The 19284-nt window shown below is 61.7% G+C and carries 16 protein-coding genes; 9 read left to right on the forward strand and 7 right to left on the reverse strand.

Going from position 1 to position 19284, the window contains the following annotated elements; genetic code table 11:
- The first annotated feature begins 13 nt into the window (after nt 1-13).
- Nucleotides 14-1087, forward strand: a complete 1074-nt coding sequence (locus B0E55_RS13330; RefSeq protein ID WP_042924901.1) for a VIT1/CCC1 transporter family protein — start codon at nt 14-16, stop codon at nt 1085-1087.
- A gap of 8 nt (nt 1088-1095) precedes the next feature.
- Here the strand turns inward: B0E55_RS13330 and B0E55_RS13335 are convergent, their stop codons facing one another.
- A complete protein-coding gene (locus B0E55_RS13335; RefSeq protein WP_080909867.1) occupies nt 1096-2928 on the reverse strand; it encodes an APC family permease in 1833 nt (610 codons plus the stop codon).
- A 94-nt stretch (nt 2929-3022) separates the two neighbouring features.
- Entirely contained in the window at nt 3023-4234 is a 1212-nt protein-coding gene (locus B0E55_RS13340; protein WP_019745558.1) for a DUF2254 family protein, read from the reverse strand.
- A 117-nt stretch (nt 4235-4351) separates the two neighbouring features.
- Between B0E55_RS13340 and B0E55_RS13345 the strand changes: the two genes are divergently transcribed.
- A complete protein-coding gene (locus B0E55_RS13345; RefSeq protein WP_080909868.1) occupies nt 4352-6718 on the forward strand; it encodes an arylsulfatase in 2367 nt (788 codons plus the stop codon).
- Nucleotides 6719-6911: 193 nt separating this feature from the next.
- Here B0E55_RS13345 and B0E55_RS13350 read toward each other — a convergent pair whose 3' ends face one another.
- The 3 genes from B0E55_RS13350 to B0E55_RS13360 all read right to left on the reverse strand — a co-directional run bounded on the left by B0E55_RS13350 (nt 6912) and on the right by B0E55_RS13360 (nt 10702).
- The gene (locus B0E55_RS13350; protein ID WP_080909869.1) at nt 6912-8567 is read right to left on the reverse strand and encodes an FAD-binding dehydrogenase; all 1656 of its coding nucleotides are present in this window, start codon (nt 8565-8567) and stop codon (nt 6912-6914) included.
- A complete protein-coding gene (locus tag B0E55_RS13355; RefSeq protein WP_080909937.1) occupies nt 8564-9229 on the reverse strand; it encodes a TetR/AcrR family transcriptional regulator in 666 nt (221 codons plus the stop codon). The genes B0E55_RS13350 and B0E55_RS13355 overlap by 4 nt, the downstream gene beginning before the upstream one ends.
- A 141-nt stretch (nt 9230-9370) precedes the next feature.
- Complete coding sequence (locus B0E55_RS13360; RefSeq protein ID WP_080909938.1) at nt 9371-10702, reverse strand: MFS transporter; 1332 nt, start codon at nt 10700-10702, stop codon at nt 9371-9373.
- Nucleotides 10703-10859: 157 nt separating this feature from the next.
- Between B0E55_RS13360 and B0E55_RS13365 the strand changes: the two genes are divergently transcribed.
- From B0E55_RS13365 to B0E55_RS13375, 3 genes are all read left to right on the forward strand, one after another.
- On the forward strand, nt 10860-12023 hold the full coding sequence (locus B0E55_RS13365; RefSeq protein ID WP_080909870.1) for an LLM class flavin-dependent oxidoreductase: 1164 nt from the start codon (nt 10860-10862) through the stop codon (nt 12021-12023).
- A gap of 150 nt (nt 12024-12173) precedes the next feature.
- Complete coding sequence (locus B0E55_RS13370) at nt 12174-12710, forward strand: hypothetical protein (protein WP_037133520.1); 537 nt, start codon at nt 12174-12176, stop codon at nt 12708-12710.
- An 87-nt stretch (nt 12711-12797) separates the two neighbouring features.
- A complete protein-coding gene (locus B0E55_RS13375) occupies nt 12798-13430 on the forward strand; it encodes a hypothetical protein (RefSeq protein WP_019745551.1) in 633 nt (210 codons plus the stop codon).
- Between the two features lie 10 nt (nt 13431-13440).
- Here the strand turns inward: B0E55_RS13375 and B0E55_RS13380 are convergent, their stop codons facing one another.
- Entirely contained in the window at nt 13441-13956 is a 516-nt protein-coding gene (locus B0E55_RS13380; protein ID WP_047889055.1) for a CGNR zinc finger domain-containing protein, read from the reverse strand.
- A 25-nt stretch (nt 13957-13981) separates the two neighbouring features.
- On the opposite strand from B0E55_RS13380, the gene B0E55_RS13385 reads away from it, so the two are divergent.
- From B0E55_RS13385 to B0E55_RS13400, 4 genes are all read left to right on the forward strand, one after another.
- The gene (locus tag B0E55_RS13385) at nt 13982-14173 is read left to right on the forward strand and encodes a hypothetical protein (protein WP_021331840.1); all 192 of its coding nucleotides are present in this window, start codon (nt 13982-13984) and stop codon (nt 14171-14173) included.
- Between the two features lie 103 nt (nt 14174-14276).
- Nucleotides 14277-15884, forward strand: coding sequence for an AMP-binding protein (locus B0E55_RS13390; protein ID WP_070795598.1), 1608 nt, complete (start codon nt 14277-14279; stop codon nt 15882-15884).
- A 127-nt stretch (nt 15885-16011) separates the two neighbouring features.
- On the forward strand, nt 16012-16296 hold the full coding sequence (locus B0E55_RS13395; RefSeq protein WP_003939785.1) for a hypothetical protein: 285 nt from the start codon (nt 16012-16014) through the stop codon (nt 16294-16296).
- Between the two features lie 38 nt (nt 16297-16334).
- A complete protein-coding gene (locus B0E55_RS13400; RefSeq protein WP_080909871.1) occupies nt 16335-17066 on the forward strand; it encodes a hypothetical protein in 732 nt (243 codons plus the stop codon).
- 14 nt (nt 17067-17080) lie between these two features.
- Here B0E55_RS13400 and B0E55_RS13405 read toward each other — a convergent pair whose 3' ends face one another.
- Nucleotides 17081-19036, reverse strand: coding sequence for an ABC1 kinase family protein (locus tag B0E55_RS13405; RefSeq protein ID WP_241896061.1), 1956 nt, complete (start codon nt 19034-19036; stop codon nt 17081-17083).
- Nucleotides 19037-19284 lie beyond the last annotated feature (248 nt).

Raw genomic sequence — 19284 nt, forward strand, 5'->3', positions numbered from 1 at the left:
GAAGGGGAACACGATGTCCACAGTTCCGGCCGCACGACCCGATCCAGACCCGCGAGATGTCAAGCGCTGGAGACGATACCTCGCCGACGAACAAGCCGAGGCCGCCGTCTACCGCGACCTCGCGGGTAGGCGCAGCGGCGAGGAGCGCGAAATCCTTCTAGCCCTGGCCGACGCGGAGGGCCGACACGAGGCGCACTGGCGAGCGCTTCTCGGCGATCACGTCGGTAAACCACTGCGCGGCGATATCCGCACTCGGATACTGGGCTTTCTGGCCAGGCGCTTCGGCTCCGTGTTCGTGCTCGCTCTTGCCCAGCGCGCGGAGACGCGATCCCCGTATCCGAACGACGCCGACGCGACCGCATCGATGGGCGCGGACGAGAAGATCCACGAAGAAGTGGTGCGGGCCTTGGCCACTCGGGGTCGGAACAGACTTTCGGGGACGTTTCGTGCCGCCGTCTTCGGAGCCAACGACGGCCTCGTCAGCAATCTCGCTCTCGTGCTCGGCATCAGCGGTAGCGGCGTCTCCAACCAGATCGTTCTGATCACCGGCATGGCCGGGCTTCTGGCCGGCGCCCTGTCGATGGGAGCCGGCGAGTACGTTTCCGTCCGCTCGCAGCGAGAGTTGTTGGAAGCGTCCAATCCTGGTCCCGCGGCCAGCGAAGCCGTCGGACTGCTCGACGTCGACGCCAACGAATTGGCGCTGGTCTACCGGGCCCGTGGCATGTCCGCCGAGGAAGCGGACCAGCGCGCCGCCGAGGTCCTCGCGAACAGCACCTTCGGCGCCGCGGACGTTGTCGACGACCATGAAGCCGTCGGAACCGGATTGGGCGCAGCGGCGGCAAGTTTCTGCTTCTTCGCCTCGGGCGCCATCATTCCGGTGTTGCCGTATCTGTTCGGCCTGGAAGGCATGACGGCTCTGATCGTCGCGTCCGTACTGGTGGGGATCGCGTTGCTGACGACGGGCGTTGTGGTCGGGTTGCTGTCGGGCGGGCCGCCGTTCAAGAGGGCCCTACGCCAACTTGCGATCGGCTATGGCGCTGCCGGCGCGACGTATCTGCTCGGCATGTTGTTCGGGACCTCGCTCTGAACGTCTGCTCACGCGCGTAGGGCGGGATCGCGGTGAGCCGGATCGATCCGGACCGGAATTTGGCACACCACGGCCTCGGTGTGTTTGCGCAGTGCATGAGCGATCTCATCGGTCCGTTGGCTCGGGAGTATCCGATGCCATCTTGTCGCCGGGTCGATGGTGGCGACGACAACAAAGGTTTCCCGGTGGGGGAAGTGTGTGCGGATGTATCGAGCGAGGGTGTTCCCCACGGAATTCTCGGTGTCCTCGATGACGATCAAACGCGAATTCGGGTGTCGGGCTTGCCATCGGCGGGTGAAGTCCGTCGTCGATTCGTGGGCCAGGCAGACTCGAATTGCGATGGGCTGCGAAGACATTGCCGTTGCCGCGGCCATCGCGCGGGTGGAGAGCGACGTAATTTCGGACACGGGTACTAGGACCGCTGGTTTGTATCCGATAGACAGAGAATCGTTCTCACCCTGAACGGTTAACCGAGTACCGATATGTGTGTACGCACCGCGGATGCGTTCCATGCCGAGGACGAGCGCAGGGAGCGCGAGAGCGATCAACCAGGCGCCCTCGGTGAACTTCATGGCGGTAGTCACCACTGCTGCGATCGAAGTCAACGCAGCCCCGAAACCGTTGAGCGCTAGGCGCCACTTCCAGCCCGGCGTCTGTTCGGCGAGCCAGTGGCGCACCATGCCGAACTGCGCGAGCGTGAATCCGATGAACACACCGATGGCGAACAGCGGCACCAAGGTGTTCATGTTTCCGCCGGATCCGATGAGCAGGAGTGCACCGATGCCTCCGAGCGACAAGACGCCGTACGTGAAGACGTCGCGCGTCGACTTCCGGCTGAAGCGGTGCGGGAGCACGTTGTCGTCGGCGAGGATCCGCATCAGGTTGGGAAGTCCGCCGTACGAGGTGTTCGCGGCCAACGCCAACAGAATCACGGTGGAGAATTGGACGACGTAGTAGCCCACACCATTTCCGAGGGCAGCGGAAGTGAGTTGCGACAGGACCGTTGTTCCAGGGACCGGTGCGAGTGAGAACTTCTCGATCAACACGGCAAGGCCGATCAGCATGGTGCCCAACAGGATTCCCAGAGCTACTTCGGCACGCTGAGCGCTACGCACGCGAGGCTTCTTGAAGCTGGGTACCGCGTTGGCGATGGCTTCGACTCCGGTCAATGCGGCGCAACCACTCGAAAAGGCTTTGAGCAGAAGGAGAATGCCGATCGTGTGTGCGTTGTCGACGACAAAGGGAGCCGTTGCGGCGGCAGGGTTTTCCCGAAGCAGTCCGGCACCGATCACCGTGAAGATGCTGACGACAAAAACCACGGTGGGCAACATGAATACCCGCGCGGAATCTGCGATGCCCCGCAGATTCAGTGCCGTGATGCCGCCGAGTATCGCCAGTGCGATCCAGACCGTATAGGGAAGAAGCGCAGGGAAGGCGGAGGTCAGAGCCGCGACACCGGCTGCGATCGACACCGCGACGTTGAGGGTGTAGTCGACGATCAACGATGCGGCGGCAGTCAGGCTTGCGCGAGGACTCAGATGCTTCTTTGCGACGGCGTATGCGCCACCGCCTTCGGGAAATGCGGCGATCACCTGGCGATACGACGCCACCAGGACCACAAGCAGCACGGCGATGGCGATCGTCACCGGCACGGTGAAGCCGATCCCCGCGCCGCCGGCGAGGGCCAACACCAACACGATGGCCTCTGGACCGTACGACACCGAGGCCATCGCGTCGAGCGACAGACCCGCCAGTCCGGTTGCGACGGAGAGCTTTTGCTTCTCAGGTTCGCCGCCGGCGCGGGTGGTCGACGATATGACTCCACGGTGTCCGAGTATCACTGCATGTCTCACCGAGTCAGTATCGATACTTCCCGTTGAGCTGAGACCGATCTTGACGATGCCTTGACGCGATCACCAACAAATCTGTACGGGTTCACAACGGCGGTTCGAGTCGCGGGAAGCCTTGTGACAGCTGATCAATCCAGCGGGCGCGCATGGCGAGAATATCGCGGTTCCGAGACTCCGATTGGGCGGCGACGTGCGAAAGTAGGTCGCGAAGTCGGCCCAGAACGAGTGGTGAGTTCGATGCCGAGGCTATGACGTCGTCCAGTCCGGTTCTGACGAAGGTCGTGAAGTCGGGTAGCGGAATCACCACACGCAGATCACCACGCTCGTCGACGACCCGGATCGAATCTGCGCGCACGGAGGCCACCAGAGAGAGGAGGTCTTCGATCTCGTCCAGAGCCTGCACGGCCGTCGCAGGATCGTTGATAGCGGGTGAGAGCGCTCTGAGCGCGATGTCAGCCAACAACCGAATCGCGAGTAGGGGGTCCTGGGTGAAGGTCCGCTCACTCCCACTGACCAAGGCGTCAAGGATCGTGTTGGCGGGCATGGGTCCGCCGTAGACGTCGGCGAGCGGCAATCCGTCTCGCAGCGTGCTACCCGGCGACACTCGGAGGACCACCATGGATCGGCAGTTCCGAGTGCTCTGCAGGAGATCTTCGACGAGGATCTGTTGCAGAACGGCCGGCGGTCGATGCCACTCGATAGTCGTGATCACCGGAAGTGTTGGTAGAGGAGGCAACTCCCGATCGGTGGTGGGGTACACGGCGGCGAAGACTGCTCGGCCACGACTCGAGATCGAGGTCAGTACAGGAGCCAACTGGATGGCCGAGAATGCGCGCAGCTGGAGCAGCCTGATCAGCGTCAGCGTGGCCAAGAGCGCCAGCACTGCGAGACTTGGCACAACCACGGACACATCCGTTTCGTTGCTGATGGCGAGCGCTGCCGTGATGTCGAAAACCGACTGGCCTATGGCGAAGGCAAACGTCCGCCACACGATGGGGTCGTCGCGGAACAACAACAAGCGAGGAGTGAAGGTGGTCGCGGCCCACTGGACGACAAGGAACAGTAGCGAGAAGATCACTGCGACTACACCCAGTAACCCCAGCCCGAGTGCAACGAGCATCTCGCTGACCTGACGGGCGGGAATCATTGGGCCGCTACGTAAATATGGCATCGCCAGTCCGGCAGCCAGTCCTACGACGACGCACAGGATCTGGGTCAGGCCGGCACGCACACGGCGCCGGGGGACGAGGAAGGCATGCCCGATCGGGGTGGGAGCGAAACGTCCGGGCTGATCCACCCTTCAAGCCTCCACGCTGCGGCAATGGTGCGCCTTCACCCGAAACGGATGATGTCGACGCCGTCGTGATCCTGAAACGCTTGAAAGAGCCATGTGAGAGACAGAAGGCGAGACGTCATGACGGATCCGACAGGCCAGAGCCGCGCTGTACTACCGATTCCGGATCGACAACATCTTGGTCTGGTGACGTACGACGCGAAGGATCCGGACACGGAGTTTCCGCCGATCACTCCGCTACTGCCGCCGGCCGGGGCACCCAATGTTCTGGTGGTCCTGTTGGACGACGTGGGATATGGCGCGAGCAGTGCCTTCGGCGGACCAGCGGACACACCGACTGCTGAGCGATTGCAAAGTAATGGGCTCACGTACACGCGGTTTCACACGACTGCGCTGTGCGCACCGACCCGCGCCGCACTGCTGAGTGGGCGCAACCACCATTCGGTCGGTATGGGCTCGGTCACCGAAACCGCGACCTCGGCTCCTGGACTTTCCGGTCTGCGCCCGAATACCAAAGCCGCACTGCCGATGACGTTGAAACTGAACGGATACTCGACGGCGCAGTTCGGCAAGTGCCACGAGGTACCGCCGTGGCAGACATCCCCGGTGGGGCCGTTCACATCGTGGCCGACGGGAGAAGGCGGATTCGAGCACTTCTACGGATTCATCGGCGGGGAGAACAACCAGTACTACCCGGCGCTGTACGAGGGTGTCGCGCCCGTGGAGGCGGACAAGACACCGGAGGAGGGTTATCACCTCACCGAGGACCTGGCCGATCACGCCATCGACTGGGTTCGGATGCAGAAGTCATTGGCTCCGGACAAGCCGTTCTTCGTCTACTTTGCACCCGGCGCCACACATGCACCGCACCATGTTCCGAAGGAGTGGGCAGACAAGTACGAGGGCCGGTTCGCAGGAGGTTGGGACGCGCAACGCGAATCGATTCTCGAGCAGCAGAAGCAGCGGGGAGTCGTCCCCGCGGATGCGGTCCTCACCCCGCGCCCCGAGGCCATTCCGGCGTGGGAGGACATGAGTGAGGAGATGAAGCCTGTCCTCGAACGCCAAATGGAAGTCTATGCAGGGTTTCTCGAACACACCGATTTCCATGTCGGCCGGCTTGTCGATGCGATCGAGGAACTCGGAGCTCTCGACAACACCCTCGTGTATTACATCATCGGCGACAACGGAGCGTCCGCAGAGGGGACGATCAACGGAGCCTTCAACGAGATGGCCAACTTCAACGGACTCGCCGCCATCGAAACACCCGAGTTCATGGCGGAAGTGAAAGACAAGTTCGGTACCAAGGACGCGTACAACCACTACTCCGTGGGGTGGGCATGGGCAATGTGCACGCCGTACCAGTGGACGAAACAGGTTGCCTCGCATTGGGGTGGCACTCGCAACGGAACGATCGTGCACTGGCCGGCGGGGATTCGGACCAAGGGTGAGACGCGGTCGCAATTCACCCACGTCATCGACGTCGCACCGACGATCCTCGAGGTCGCGAAACTGCCGGAACCGACCTTCGTCAACGGCGTCCAACAATCACCGATCGAGGGGACCAGCATGGTCTACACCTTCGACGACGCCGAAGCCGCCGAACGTCACGATCTGCAGTACTTCGAGATGGCCGGCAATCGCGGTATCTATTACAAGGGTTGGAGTGCGGTCACCAGACACAGCACTCCGTGGCTGTTCGCGGAGGCACTCCCCGCTCTCGACGACGACGTGTGGGAGCTCTACGACGGGTCGCAGGATTGGACGCAGTCCAAGGATTTGGCGGCCGAGTTGCCGGAGAAACTTGCTGCACTGCAACGCTTGTGGTTGATCGAAGCAGTCAAGTACAACGTGCTTCCGATCGACGACCGAAGATTCGAGCGGTTCAACCCTCACATCGCGGGGCGTCCGCAGTTGGTGTCCGGGAACCGACAGGTTCTGTTTCCCGGAATGAAACGGCTGAGCGAGCACAGCGTGCTGAGTATCAAGAACCGATCGTTCAGTGTCACAGCAGCAGTCGACATCGCGGATGGCATTAACGCCAACGGTGTGATGATCGCGCAGGGAGGCAGGTTCGGCGGCTGGGCACTTTACGCGCGGGAAGGTCGCGCCAAATTCGTCTACAACCTGCTCGGCATGACCGAGTTCGTCGTCGGGTCCGACGTTGACATTCCGGCAGGATCACATCAGATCAGAGTTGAGTTCGCCTACGACGGCGGTGGTCTCGCGAGGGGCGGCGCTGTCACGATCTATCATGACGGTCGCGAAGTGGGCTCGGGTCGCGTCGAGCAGACCCAACCGATGGTCTTCTCCGCGGACGAGACCACCGACATCGGTGACGATTACGGCATGCCTGTCAGTGTCGACTACAGTGGCGCAACCACATTCAACGGCCGTATCGAGGTAGTGCAGATCGACGTCGGCGACGATGACCATACCCACCTGATCGACCCGGAGGAGGTGGCGCGAGTGGCGTTGTCCAGACAGTGATTCCACTGACAAGAGCAGCAGTCACAATCTCCTGAGGGAGGGTCGCAATGCCGACCGTCATCCGTACTGTTCACGATCTGGTCCGCCACGCGCGCGGGCCGACGCACCATCACCACCATCAATCCGTGCATGAGGCACGGCGAATGCGCGCCCACCACATACTGGTCACGCATTCGCTCGCCTGATTTCGGGGCTACAGGTCGCGCGCCAGTGCTCGTCCGGCTGCGCGGCCGGAGAAGATGCAGCCACCGAGGAAGGTCCCTTCGAGCGCGCTGTAACCGTGGACTCCGCCGCCGCCGAAGCCCGCGACCTCACCGGCTGCGTACAGGCCGTCGAAGACACTGCCGTCGGCCTTGATGACCTGTGAATCCAGGTTGGTTTCCAAGCCGCCGAGGGTCTTGCGGGTGAGCAGGTGCAACCGGACCGCGATCAGTGGGCCGTTCTTGGGGTCCAGGATCTTGTGCGGTGCAACGACGCGCACGATCTTGTCTGCCAACAGATTACGAGCACCGTGGATGGCGGTGACCTGGAAGTCCTTGCTGTACTTGTTGTCGACTTCGCGGTCGCGGGCGATCATCTCGCGCTCGATGTCCTCGTAGTCGAGGAGCGGTTCGTCGGGGAGGGCGTTCATGCCGTCGACCAGATCACGAAGGTTGTTGCGCACCACGAAGTCTGCGCCCTTCTGCTTGAATGCCTCGACCGGTCCCGGCGCGCCCTTCTTGATTCGTTCGAGGAGGAGCTTGAAGTCGCGGTTGGTGAAGTCCGGGTTCTGTTCCGATCCCGAGAGTGCGAACTCCTTCTCGATGATCTTCTGGTCGAGGATGAACCACGTGTACTCGTGGCCGCTGTCGAGGATGTACTTGAAAGTTCCCATCGTGTCGAAGCCGGGGAAGTTGGGGACGGGCAGACGCTTGCCGGTGGCGTCGAACCACATCGAGGACGGTCCGGGGATGATTCGGATTCCGTGGTTGGGCCAGATGGGATTCCAGTTCTGGATGCCTTCGGTGTAGTGCCACATGCGGTCGCGGTTCACGATGTTTCCGCCCGCGGATTCGGTGATTTCGAGCATCCGTCCGTCGACGTGTGCAGGTACTCCCGTCAGCATGTGCTTCGGTGCCTTGCCGAGTCGCTCGGGCCAGTTCTTCTTCACCAGTTCGTAGTTGCCGCCGATTCCACCGGAGGTGACCACGACTGCCTGTGCGGCGAACTCGAATTCGCCGATGGGGGTGCGCGAACTCTTCACGCCGCGTAGATCACTGGAAGGTTCGAGGACGGTTCCGCGTACACCGGTGACCGCACCATCGGTGACGACGAGTTGATCGACTTGGTGGCGATGCTTGAACGTGACCAGTCCGCGCTTCTGGGCGGCGATCACCTTGGTCAGGAAGACATCGACCACGCCGGGGCCGGTTCCCCAGGTGAGGTGGAATCGCGGTACCGAATTGCCGTGTCCAAGAGCCATTCCGCGGCCGCGTTCGGCCCAACCGACATTCGGCATCAGACGAAGCCCCAGGTCGTGCAGGTACTGACGCTTGTCGCCGGCCGCGAACTCGACGTACGCCTTGGCCCACTGGCGAGGCCAGTGATCTTCGCGCTCACGGTCGAATCCGGCAGTGCCCATCCAGTCCTGCATTGCCAACTCGAGAGAGTCCTTGATGCCGAGTCGGCGTTGCTCGGGGCTGTTCACGAGGAAGAGTCCGCCGAGCGACCAGAATGCCTGCGCGCCGAGGTTGGCTGCGTTCTCCTGTTCCACGACAAGGACTTTGCGGCCGGCGCGTGTCAGTTCGTAGGTGGCGACCAGTCCCGCCAGCCCTGCCCCGACAACGATGACGTCAGCTTGTTCGCTCACGACAGCTCCTCTTCCGATTGGTTGTTCTGGATTATTTCGCTGTAGGACAGCAGGATTCGAGTGAAGATATCGCGGCGCAGTGCGAAGGCGGCGTTGGTGTCGGTGTCGACGAGACACTGCACGCTGGTGCCGTCGTGCACTGCGACCAATGCCCGTCCCAACGCAGTCGGGTCGCCGACGATTGTTCGCCCGACGTCGCTGAGTGCGGACTGCACAATGGGCAACAGGGTGCGAAGGATCGCGTCTTCACGGTCGGCAAGGGCTTTGCGAAGTGCCGGGTTGCGGAGCGCGTGAGCGGTGAATTCCGCGTTGATCCGGTACCACTGCGGGTCGACCGGAACCACCGCCACGATCCGGGCGACAGCGGCATGGATGTCGACGGTGTTACCGGCGGTTATCGACTCCGTCGCCAACCGCAGATCGGCGAGCATAGCTGCAGATCGTTGCTCCCACATCGCGAAGAACAGTTCGTCGAGTGAATCGAAGTTGGAGTAGAACGCGCCTCGGGAGTAACCGCCGCGTTCGCAGATCTGCTCGACCGTGGCGTGCCCGAACCCCGATTCAGAGAAGGCGTCCGCAGCCGCGTCGAGCAGGCGCTGCCTGGTTTGACCACGGCGTTTGGTGACACGCTTGGCCGGCGAGTTGTCCGTTCCAGTCGTCATCGGCGCCTCCGTCGGGGTGGAACCCAAACGATACACCGATGTATCCGATGCGAAGACGTATCTCGATTAGATCTTCTTGGCAGGTGTTTCTATCTATATCTAGCAAATATGCAAGATAGGAAGATATTTGTATGACGACAGCTACAAGTGCAGATCACGCTTCCTGATCGCCGCAGTGGCGACGACGCTGATCGCCGAGGTGGCCACGAGATATCCACATGCCAGCCACGGTGAACCGCCACTGGCGCCGATCAGTGCCGTCAGAATCAGAGGTGTGACGCCGGAGGCGTAGATACCAGAGAACTGGTAGACGACCGACAACCCGGTGTACCGGATTTCTGTGGGGTAGAGGCTCGCATACAGCGTTCCCTGGGCGCCGTAGAACAAGGCATGAATCACTCCGAAGACCACGACCATCGCGACTCCGAAGAGCAGGAGATTCTCGGTACCGAACAGTGCGAAGGCGGGGAAGATCGCGAGGCCGTACGCGGCGATGCCCACGATGTAGACCCGTTGCGGGCCGAACCGATCGGTGAGTAAACCGGAAAACGGCAGCAAGATCGCCATCACTACTGCGGCCACGGTGACCACAAGAAGTACGGGAACCTTTTCGAAATGCAGCGTCTTGGTTGCATACGTGATTGCGAAGACGCCCCAGGTGTTGAACGCGGCGCCCTCGCCCCAGCGAGACAACATGCCCAGTACGGTGTTTCGCGCGGCTTTTCCTTGAAAGACTTCCCTGAGCGGGGCGGACGAGCGCTGTTCGAGGTCGCGAACGGCCTGAAAGGCGGGCGTCTCGTCCACCTTCAAGCGGACCACCAACCCCACGATCACGAGCACCAGGCTCAGGACGAAGGCGATGCGCCAGCCGAAACGGAGAAACTGGTCGTCGTCGAAGACTGTTTGAAGCAGCGCGAACATTCCTGTGCCCAATGCCAACCCGAGGGCCAATCCGATCTGCGGAATGCTGCCGAACAGTCCGCGCTTCTTCTCCGGACTGTGTTCGACTGCCAAGAGAACAGCTCCGGCCCACTCGCCACCGAGAGCAAATCCCTGCAGGATGCGAAGCAGCAGAAGCAGAATCGGCGCAACGACTCCGATCTGAGCGGCGGTCGGAAGAACGCCCATCAGCGCCGTCGCGATACCCATGATGAACATCGTGAGAGCAAGCGTCTTCTTGCGCCCGATGCGATCGCCGATGTGACCGAACACCACTCCACCGATGGGGCGAACGAGAAAGCCGACTGCGAAGGTCGCAAAAGAGAGCATGGTCCCGACGAACGAACTCTGGTTCGGGAAGAACAGTTGGTTGAAGACCAGACTCGCGGCCGTTGCGTAGAGGAAGAAGTCGTACCACTCGACCGTCGTGCCGAGCAGGCTCGCGGCGACGACGGTTCTCAATCTGGATCGCCGCTCGTCGTGGGTCTCGTTCGAGAACGGTGAATTGTGCTCGACTTCGGCAAACGTGGTCATCGGAGCCCCCGGGTCGCGGTGCAAATTCACGAAGGTATCGCCGGAGCCGAAAGTGGGCACCCCTAGCGATCAGGGTGATTTCAACCCTGTTCTTCGAGGTGGACTGTGGTTGTAATGACAGAAGAGTTCTGCCTGTTCGTCGACGAAAGGAATCACCGTGTCACTGCGCTTCCACTGGTTCTTGCCTACTTACGGTGATTCCCGGAATCTGATGGCGGGTGGGCACGGCAGCTCGATGTCCGGTGATCGTCCGGCGACGCTGAAATACGTCAATCAGATCGGCGCGGCCGCCGAGACGAACGGCTTCGAAGCCGTCCTCACGCCCACCGGCGCGTGGTGCGAAGACGCCTGGCTGACGACGGCGATGATGCTCGAGACCACCGAGACACTCAAGTTTCTGGTTGCTCTGCGACCGGGATTGCTCAGCCCCACGCTGGCCGCCCAGATGGCCGCAACCTTCCAATGGCAGTCGGGCGGTCGTCTGCTGCTCAACGTCGTGACCGGCGGGGAGGACCACGAGCAGCGCACGTTCGGTGACTTCCTCGACAAGAACCAACGGTACGCACGATGCGGCGAGTTCCTCGACGTGATCCGCCAGTTGTGGTCCGGTAACGGTCCGGTTGATTTCTCCGGCGAGTACGTCAACGTGGAAAAAGCTACGCTGCAGCGTATTCCGGATCCGGTACCGCCCATCTTCTTCGGCGGATCTTCGCCGGCGGCCGGCACCGTCGCATCGCGCTACGCGGATACCTACCTCACCTGGGGTGAGACGCCGTCCGCTGTTGCCGCCAAGATCGCCTGGATCCGCGACCTCGCGGAAGTCCAAGGTCGTCACCTCGACTACGGAATCCGTTTGCACGTCATCAGTCGGGACACCTCGGAACAGGCATGGGCAGAAGCGGATCGACTGCTCAGTGCGCTCGACCCGGCGACCGTCGAGCAGGCTCAGGCGAGTCTTGCGCGATCCGGCTCCGAAGGTCAGCGTCGGATGCTCGAATTGCACGGCGGTGGTTCGGCTTACAAGGAGGGCATCGGAGCGCGGTCGCTGGAGATTGCGCCGAACCTGTGGACCGGCGTCGGATTGGTGCGAGGGGGAGCAGGTACCGCATTGGTCGGTTCGCACCAAGAAGTGGCTGATCGGATTGCCGAGTACGCGGCGATCGGACTGGATCACTTCGTATTGTCGGGCTATCCGCATCTCGAAGAGGCGTATCAGTTCGGTGAGGGTGTGCGTCCGATCCTCGAAAAGCGTGGATTGGTAGCACCGCACGGTTCGGTCGGCGGACCGGTGCGAACGCCCTTCGTCTCCAGTGGGAACTGAGTCGAAAAGCTAGCTCTTCGAGAAGGGGACGTTTGTCCCGATCTTTCGGGCATGCCCTCCCGGCGGGGTAATTGGGCCATTTCGGGCGCTAGATCCGATCTAGGCTGCGCACTGTTGCCGAACTCAAGGCGCAGTACGAAAGGATCCTCGATGAAGCTGGGCACGAGTGGAGTACGTCGCGTAGTGGGAACCGTGGCAGTCGCCGCTGCAACTGCAGCAGGCGTCGCGATGGTCAATCCTGCGACTGCGTCGGCCGAGGTGGTCCCCCCGGTCGTCTCGTACAAGGTGACCGGAAACGATCTGGCGCTGACGATCACGAACAACAACACGGGAATTGCCCCGTTGTGCCAGGCGTTTGTCGTCAATGCCGCGGATTCTGCTGCTGTGCTTGATGATCCGCTGAAACTGCTTGATCCGAACCTTGTGGTGTACCCCAAGATCACCGATCCGGCCTCGCTGTTCGACGTGGGCAAGGGGCAGACGGTCACCGATACCGTGACCGATGTTCCGGACGGAACCTACGCCGTGCTCGGTGCCTGCTCCGATCTTCTCGATCTCGAGACGTTGGGTAAGCCCGTTACTGGCGTGCCGAGCCTCGTTGTCATCGGTGGACCGTTCAGCGGCATCAATACCGGAAGCCTGAGCGACCTGTTCGGTAGCGGCAGCCTCGAAGGACTTTTCGGGTAGCTCGCTGCCTGTCTCCCCAATTTTCCGACTGAGCGGTCTATTCTTCATGCATCTGGTGATCTGACCGACTTGCCTGGAGGTTCGGAAATGCGAAGTCGTGGATTCAAACGCGCTCTCGGAAGCGTTGTCGCGGCGTCCGCCGCCGTCGTGGGACTGGTTGTCATGACTCCGGCGGCGGCGTCGGCAGCACCAGCGATTCTTCCGCCTCCGGTATCGGTGAGCGCAGCGGACAATGCGATCACCTTCACCATCACCAACCCGAACCCGCGGTTCAGCTTCATCAACTGCACGGTGGCGATCCTCAATGCCAGGGATGTCCCCGACGTGATTCGCGATCCGGCAAAGCTGCTCCAGCCTGGCGTGTTGGTGTACCCGACCGTCAGTAACATCCTCGATCTGTTTGCCGTTTCGCCTGGGCAGACGATCACGCGGACCGTCGGTAATCTGCCGGCCGGGGTTTACGCCGTTGCGGGAGCATGCGTTCGACTGCTCGATCCGACCAACCCCACTATCGCGATTCCGCAGGCAGTTGTGGTCGGCGGCTGGTTCGAGGGCGCGGGAACCGGAAGTCTCTCAGGATCTTTGGAGGATCTGGGATACAACACGGTTCAGGACTTGATCGACGCGTGGAATCGGATCAGCTCGGGAAGCAGCGGCGGTAGCTTTCAGTTCGAGTACCAAGGTGGCTCGGATTTCGAGGTAGTGGGTCCCACGTCGTAGTAGGTGCAACTCACTTGCGTGCACGATGACGCCGCACCGCGTCGCGGTTCGCACACGTGGGGGAGCAGTACCGCTGATTGCCGTTGCGGGAGGTGTCCGCGTAGATGTTGGTGCACTCGTCCAGGGTGCATCGACCTAATCGGTGCATGCCGCGGCCGACGAGGTGCAGCGCCGTGCCTACCGAGAAGAGTGCCTTGAGGACCTCGGCGAGCGACTGTTGGGGATCGCGGTAGTGCAGATGCCAGCCGTCGTTCGCGTGGTTGGTCATGCGCGGATACGCCGACGCTTGCTCGAGCATGACGTTCACAAGTTCGGCGCGGGCTGCCTCCTCCGTGATGTCGACGATTTTCGACCACTCGATCAGAAGGTCGAGGGTCTCGTCGAGGTCCTTCTCGGCGATGGGGAAATCGAGAATGATGCCTGCATCGACGCAGCGTTCGACGAGTTCGGCCAAGGTCTCGGGGTTTCGATTGGCGAGGTCGGCGGCCAGCGTCACCGCATATTCGCCGTAAGGGTTGAGATGCACAATGCCATTACATCATGCTCGTTGCATGAAGAAAACAGAGATCACGCCGATCGGTTGCATCCATCGCTGGGAGGTCGAATCCCGGCACCGAACCAGCGAGGGGACGGTCACCTACCTGCGCTGCCATTGCGGGTCGTGGCAGACCTTGCTCGCCGAGTGGATGTCGGGTGGGGCAGCCTCGGCCGTCGCCGCACCGATAAAGGTCAGGTCCAGGTAATGATCAGCTAATCGTTCCGTTTTACCTCCGGCGACATGGAACGTGTTCTAGATTCAGGGTTATCTGCCTCGATGTCGCGGCGCGGACTCTGAAAGGAAAGACAATGCAGTTCAATCTTGCTGACATATTCGAGACCGTTGCCGGCTCAGTCCCTGATCGCGTTGCATTGACTTACGAGGGAGAGAACTTCTCCTACTCTCAGTTGGACGCGGAGGCTAACCGAACGGCCAACCTGTTCGCGAAAGCCGGCATCTCGAGCGGTGATCATGTAGCCCTGTTCCTGAAGAACAGCGTCGAACATGTCACGTCGATCCTCGGGTTGATCAAGATCCGTGCGGTCCCGATCAACGTGAACTACCGGTACACACCCGCGGAGCTCGAGTACATCTTCACCAACTCCGACTCGGTCGCAGTGGTCGTGGAACTCCCCGAGCATCAGCGTGTCCTTGCTTCCCTCTTCGGTGCATGCCCGAAGGTGAAGACGGTGATCGTGATCGGCGAGATCGACGCCGAACTGGTCGCCGCAGCAAAAGCGCATGAAGTTTCTGTGGTTTCGTTCGACGACGCTCGTGAACAGTCGCCGGTGGGGGAGTTCGACGCTCGTTCTGGCGACGACGTGTACCTCCTCTACACCGGCGGGACCACCGGATACCCGAAGGGTGTCATGTGGCGTCATGACGACTTCTTCCGTAAGCCGCTCTCCGGCGGCAATCCGTACGGTGAGGGAGCGCGACAGGACCTCGCCGAGATTGCCAGTGCTGCAAAGGAATTTCCGGAGCTTTCGTTCCTCATTGCAGCCCCGCTGATGCATGGCGCCGCGTTGTACTCGCTGTTCACCTTCCTCACCCTTGGTGCGCGAGTTGTTTTACGACGCGAGTTCGACGCGGAGAAGGTCGTCGAAGCGATCGAGAAGGATTCGGTACAGGTGATCTTGATCGTCGGCGACGGCATGGGACTGCCGTTGGTCGACGAGATGGAACGACGCAAAGACGAGGTCGATTTCAGCACCCTGTTCTCGATCACCTCGGGTGGCGCGATCTGGTCCACGAGTGTTCGGGATCGTATGCTGGCGGTGAAGCCGGACCTGCTGCTGCGGGACAACTTCGGAGCCTCCGAGTCCGGTAACGACGGCGCCTTCTCCATCGACGAGGCGGGCAATCTGCGAATGCCGCCCTCGCCGAACATGATTCTGGTCGACGAGCGCCTCGAAGAGATTCCAGCGGGCTCCGACGACGTGGGCTACATCGCGCGCATCGGAAACGTCCCGCTCGGGTACTACAAGGACGAAGAGAAGACCGCCCGCACGTTCCCGACCCGCGCCGACGGCACCCGCCTTTCGGTGCTCGGCGACATGGGCAAGGTGGAAGCAGACGGCACCATTGTCTTCCTCGGCCGTGGCTCGCAGTGCATCAACACCGGTGGCGAGAAGGTCTTCGCCGAGGAGGTCGAGGCTGCCCTTCACGCACATCCGGCGATCTCCGACGCGCTCGTTGTTCCCGCACCCGATGCGCGCATGGGGCAGCAGGTCGCAGCGGTGATCGCGACCTACCCCGGATCCGACGAGCTGACTCTCGAAGCGGTACAGGAACATTGCCGCAAGACGTTGGCCGGCTACAAGGTGCCGCGCACGATCGTGCTTGTCGATGAAGTCAAGCGAACCCCGGCCGGTAAGGCGGACTACCGCTGGGCGACGACACTGGCATCGACCTAGCAACGTGGAATGGGCGACGACGATCTTTCACACGGATTTCACCACGACATAAGAGACATACCGGAAAGATGGTGCAGAGTAAGTCGTTCGCGCCTTGCGTCGTCACTCCACGAAAGGGCCTTGTCTCATGCTCATCATCGGAATACTCCTGTTCGGGATCGTCATCGGAGCGGGAGCCCAGCTGATTCTGGGGAAAACGACCGCACGAGTGGACTGGACCTTCGCGTTCATCGCGGGAATCGGTGGTTCGCTGGTCGGCGGATTGCTCGTGAGTTTGATTGCAGGCGACGGATTATCGTTGCGCCCGAGCGGCATCCTCGGGTCCCTTGCCGGCGCTGTCATCATCACCGCGGGGTGGCAGTGGTACCGCGGGAGGAACGCAACTACAACTACGCGTCCGTCTGATCGCTGATTTCCACAGTTCCGTCAGGGGACGGAGAGCGTCGACATATGAACGAACTACTCGATGAAGTCCTCACCGCACATGGCGGAGTCGAACATTGGCAGTCCGTTTCAGCGATCACGGCACGGGGACGTTTGGGCGGTCTGCTGCCTCAGCGCTTCCCAGGCAACAAGTTGGCGAAGTTCACGGTCGAGGTTGAAGTCGCCGAGCAACGCACTGTCCTCCAAGACTTTCCGCGTGTCGGCGAGTGCGCTGTGTTCGACAAGGGGGTCGTGCGGATCGAAACTCGTGACGGCGAAGAACTCAGGAGTCGAACCGACCCACGTTCAGCGTTTTTCGGGTTGAGTGGAGTCCGGCGCAACCTCCACTGGGACGCACTCGACACCGCTTACTTCGCCGGCTACGCCTTTTGGAACTATCTGACGGCACCGCTGCTGCTCGCCCGCGACGACATCACTGTCACCGAAGCCGAACCTTGGCAGGAATCCGGGCAGCAATGGCGACGACTTCAGGCAACATTCGCGCCGGCGATCGATACCCATTGCCGGCAGCAGACCTTCTATGTCGACAACGGTGGCCTCATCCGCCGTCACGACTTCGTCGCCGAACCGGTAGGCAGCTGGGCGAAAGCTGCTCTCTACTGCGACCAGCATCGCGAGTTCGACGGTCTCACCTTTCCCACTCGGCGACGGGTGCTCCCGAGGGGCCCAGGCGGCCGCGTTCTCTCGCGGCCGACGCTCCTGGCGCTCGACTTCGACGACATCGAGATCAAGCGATGAAAATCGGTTCTCGGTTACCTGTTGTCGAGTGTGAACAAACGGAACACGGTCCGCATGCACAGAACGACGCCGACGAAGCCCAGTACCGCACTCACGAGTGCATAGCCCGACAGCTGAGGTGTGAGTTGTGGTCCGCCAGGTACGAACAGCAGGATCGCCGCGACAATCAGCGCGGTCACTCCCGCCGCCATACCCAGGGCGTTGTTCGCCGACCGTCGTAGCCATCGCCTGTCGTCGGGGTGTGCGACCGAGCGAGTGCGAAGTGTGAAGCTTCCCGATGCGATCGAGGTCGCGATCTGGTCGAGCTGACCAGGAAGGCGCCTGACCACCGCGGTTGTGACCGCCGTCGTCGACAGGATTGCCTGCGCGGCTGCAGTCGGGCTGGCGACCTGGGTCAACAGTCGGGGTACTTCGGCCCGAACAGCAGCGACGAGGTCGATCTGCGGATCCAGGAGCCGGAGGGCGCGCTCCAAAGACGCGAGCGAACGGAAAGCGGCGGCGACGTCTCCCGGCACTCCGATTCGGTGTTCTCGAAGCACGGTGAACATTCTCGCGAACGATGCCATGGAAACATTGGGTTGGACACTGAGCAGGGTGATCTCTCGGCCCACCTGGTGACGTAGTGCTCCGCGATCCACTTCGGGCGGTACGTCGAATGCCATCAGCATGGCGTCGACTGTCGCCACCGGATCACCTGCGAGGGCAGCGTTGAGGAGCACTGCGAACAAGATCCGTGTCTCGCCGTCCAGAACCCCTACTGCGCCGAAGTCGAGGAGCCCGACCCGGCCGTCATCGAGGATCATGATGTTGCCGGGGTGCAGGTCCGCGTGAAACACCCCGTGGACAAAGATCCCGTCGAGCAACGACGCAAGAAGTTCGTTGGCGACGCTGCTGCGGGTGTCGCGGTCGAGGCCGGTGAGCGCGGCCTCACCGTCGGAGAGCGGTGTGCCGTGAAGCCGTTCCATCACGAGCACCCGTCCACTACTGAGGTTGGGGTAGATGTGCGGAACGACGATATCCGGGCGGTTCGACATGGTGGAAGAAATCGCGCCGGTATTCGCTGATTCGGTGCGGTAGTCGAGTTCCTCGAGTAGTGACGTGACGAGGCCCCCGGCGAGTCGATGAACTCCGATATCGCGTGCCCAGGGAAAACGGGTCTCCGCGAGCGCCGAAACGCGAAGGAAGATATCGCAATCCACGCTCACTTGTGCGCTCGCCTCGGGACGTTGAACCTTCACCACAACGTCGACGCCTTCAACGGTGCGCGCGGAATGTACCTGTGCGACAGAGGCGGCGGCGAACGGCTCCACATCGAACGACGCGAACACCGACTCTGGTGCGTCGCCGAGTTCCGATGCCAGTAGCTCCGCGATACGGTCGGGATCAGCCGGGCGTGCCGAACTTTGCAGAGAAGAGAGGGTGTGAGCCAACTCGGGTGGTATGAGGTCGTCTCGCGTGCCGAGGATCTGTCCCAACTTGACGAAAGTGACACCGCACCGGTTGATTACTTCCACTAGTGCGTCCCCGAACTGAGGCGCTGACGGCCCAGCACGGAGAGCGGGCCCGCCTCCCGCTCGCACGACGATGCCCATGATCTGGACGTACCGCTTCGTTCGGCGCCACGATTTTCGGCTGCGCCGCAATGCTTCCGACGGACCTGGTAGGGATCCTGTAGGAACCACGACTTCGAGGAAAACCAATGCGGCCAGGCATGCTGCGAACACCCATAGCGCGACAACTCCGAAGAATATGAGTGCTGTTCCCACGCTCACCAGAAGTTGATCGTCCTGGCTGGCAATTCCTGCGAATGTCGCGGCGTAGCCAGACAGGGGGACACCCACCGAGAGCGCTATCACCGCGACCAGAAGTGTTCGTGGCCATCCGACTCTCGTCCCCAGCGTTCGTCGCATCACACCCGCCAGTGCTGCCGCAAGAAATGGCGTCGTGACGATCCAGACCATCAAGTCCATTGCGATAGCGTACGGGTTCGCAATCTGCGATACATCCAGGAAAACCCCGAGCCCACCCCGACTGACGGGTAACAAGCCCGACAGTGCCCAAGCGTCGAACATGCTTGGGCACTTCGGTGTTCATTCGCTCCGGTGTCAACTCGTCCTGATCGACCGTCCAAAACCGCGTGCGCTGACCATCCGCGAGGCCGAACTACACATCACGCTCGTCAGCGATGTCCCGGCACCCTTCGCGCGGAGCTGTGCCG

Source organism: Rhodococcus sp. 66b (assembly GCF_002076325.1).
Taxonomy (GTDB): domain Bacteria; phylum Actinomycetota; class Actinomycetes; order Mycobacteriales; family Mycobacteriaceae; genus Rhodococcus_F; species Rhodococcus_F erythropolis.

Bases quoted from the DNA above. Each gene is read 5' to 3' on its own strand.
- B0E55_RS13330 (WP_042924901.1), top strand. From the start codon at position 14: ATGTCCACAGTTCCGGCCGCACGACCCGATCCAGACCCGCGAGATGTC.
- B0E55_RS13345 (WP_080909868.1), top strand. From the start codon at position 4,352: ATGACGGATCCGACAGGCCAGAGCCGCGCTGTACTACCGATTCCGGAT.
- B0E55_RS13355 (WP_080909937.1), bottom strand. From the start codon at position 9,229: ATGACGACTGGAACGGACAACTCGCCGGCCAAGCGTGTCACCAAACGC.
- B0E55_RS13360 (WP_080909938.1), bottom strand. From the start codon at position 10,702: ATGACCACGTTTGCCGAAGTCGAGCACAATTCACCGTTCTCGAACGAG.
- B0E55_RS13370 (WP_037133520.1), top strand. From the start codon at position 12,174: ATGAAGCTGGGCACGAGTGGAGTACGTCGCGTAGTGGGAACCGTGGCA.
- B0E55_RS13375 (WP_019745551.1), top strand. From the start codon at position 12,798: ATGCGAAGTCGTGGATTCAAACGCGCTCTCGGAAGCGTTGTCGCGGCG.
- B0E55_RS13385 (WP_021331840.1), top strand. From the start codon at position 13,982: ATGAAGAAAACAGAGATCACGCCGATCGGTTGCATCCATCGCTGGGAG.
- B0E55_RS13390 (WP_070795598.1), top strand. From the start codon at position 14,277: ATGCAGTTCAATCTTGCTGACATATTCGAGACCGTTGCCGGCTCAGTC.
- B0E55_RS13395 (WP_003939785.1), top strand. From the start codon at position 16,012: ATGCTCATCATCGGAATACTCCTGTTCGGGATCGTCATCGGAGCGGGA.
- B0E55_RS13400 (WP_080909871.1), top strand. From the start codon at position 16,335: ATGAACGAACTACTCGATGAAGTCCTCACCGCACATGGCGGAGTCGAA.
- B0E55_RS13405 (WP_241896061.1), bottom strand. From the start codon at position 19,036: ATGGACTTGATGGTCTGGATCGTCACGACGCCATTTCTTGCGGCAGCA.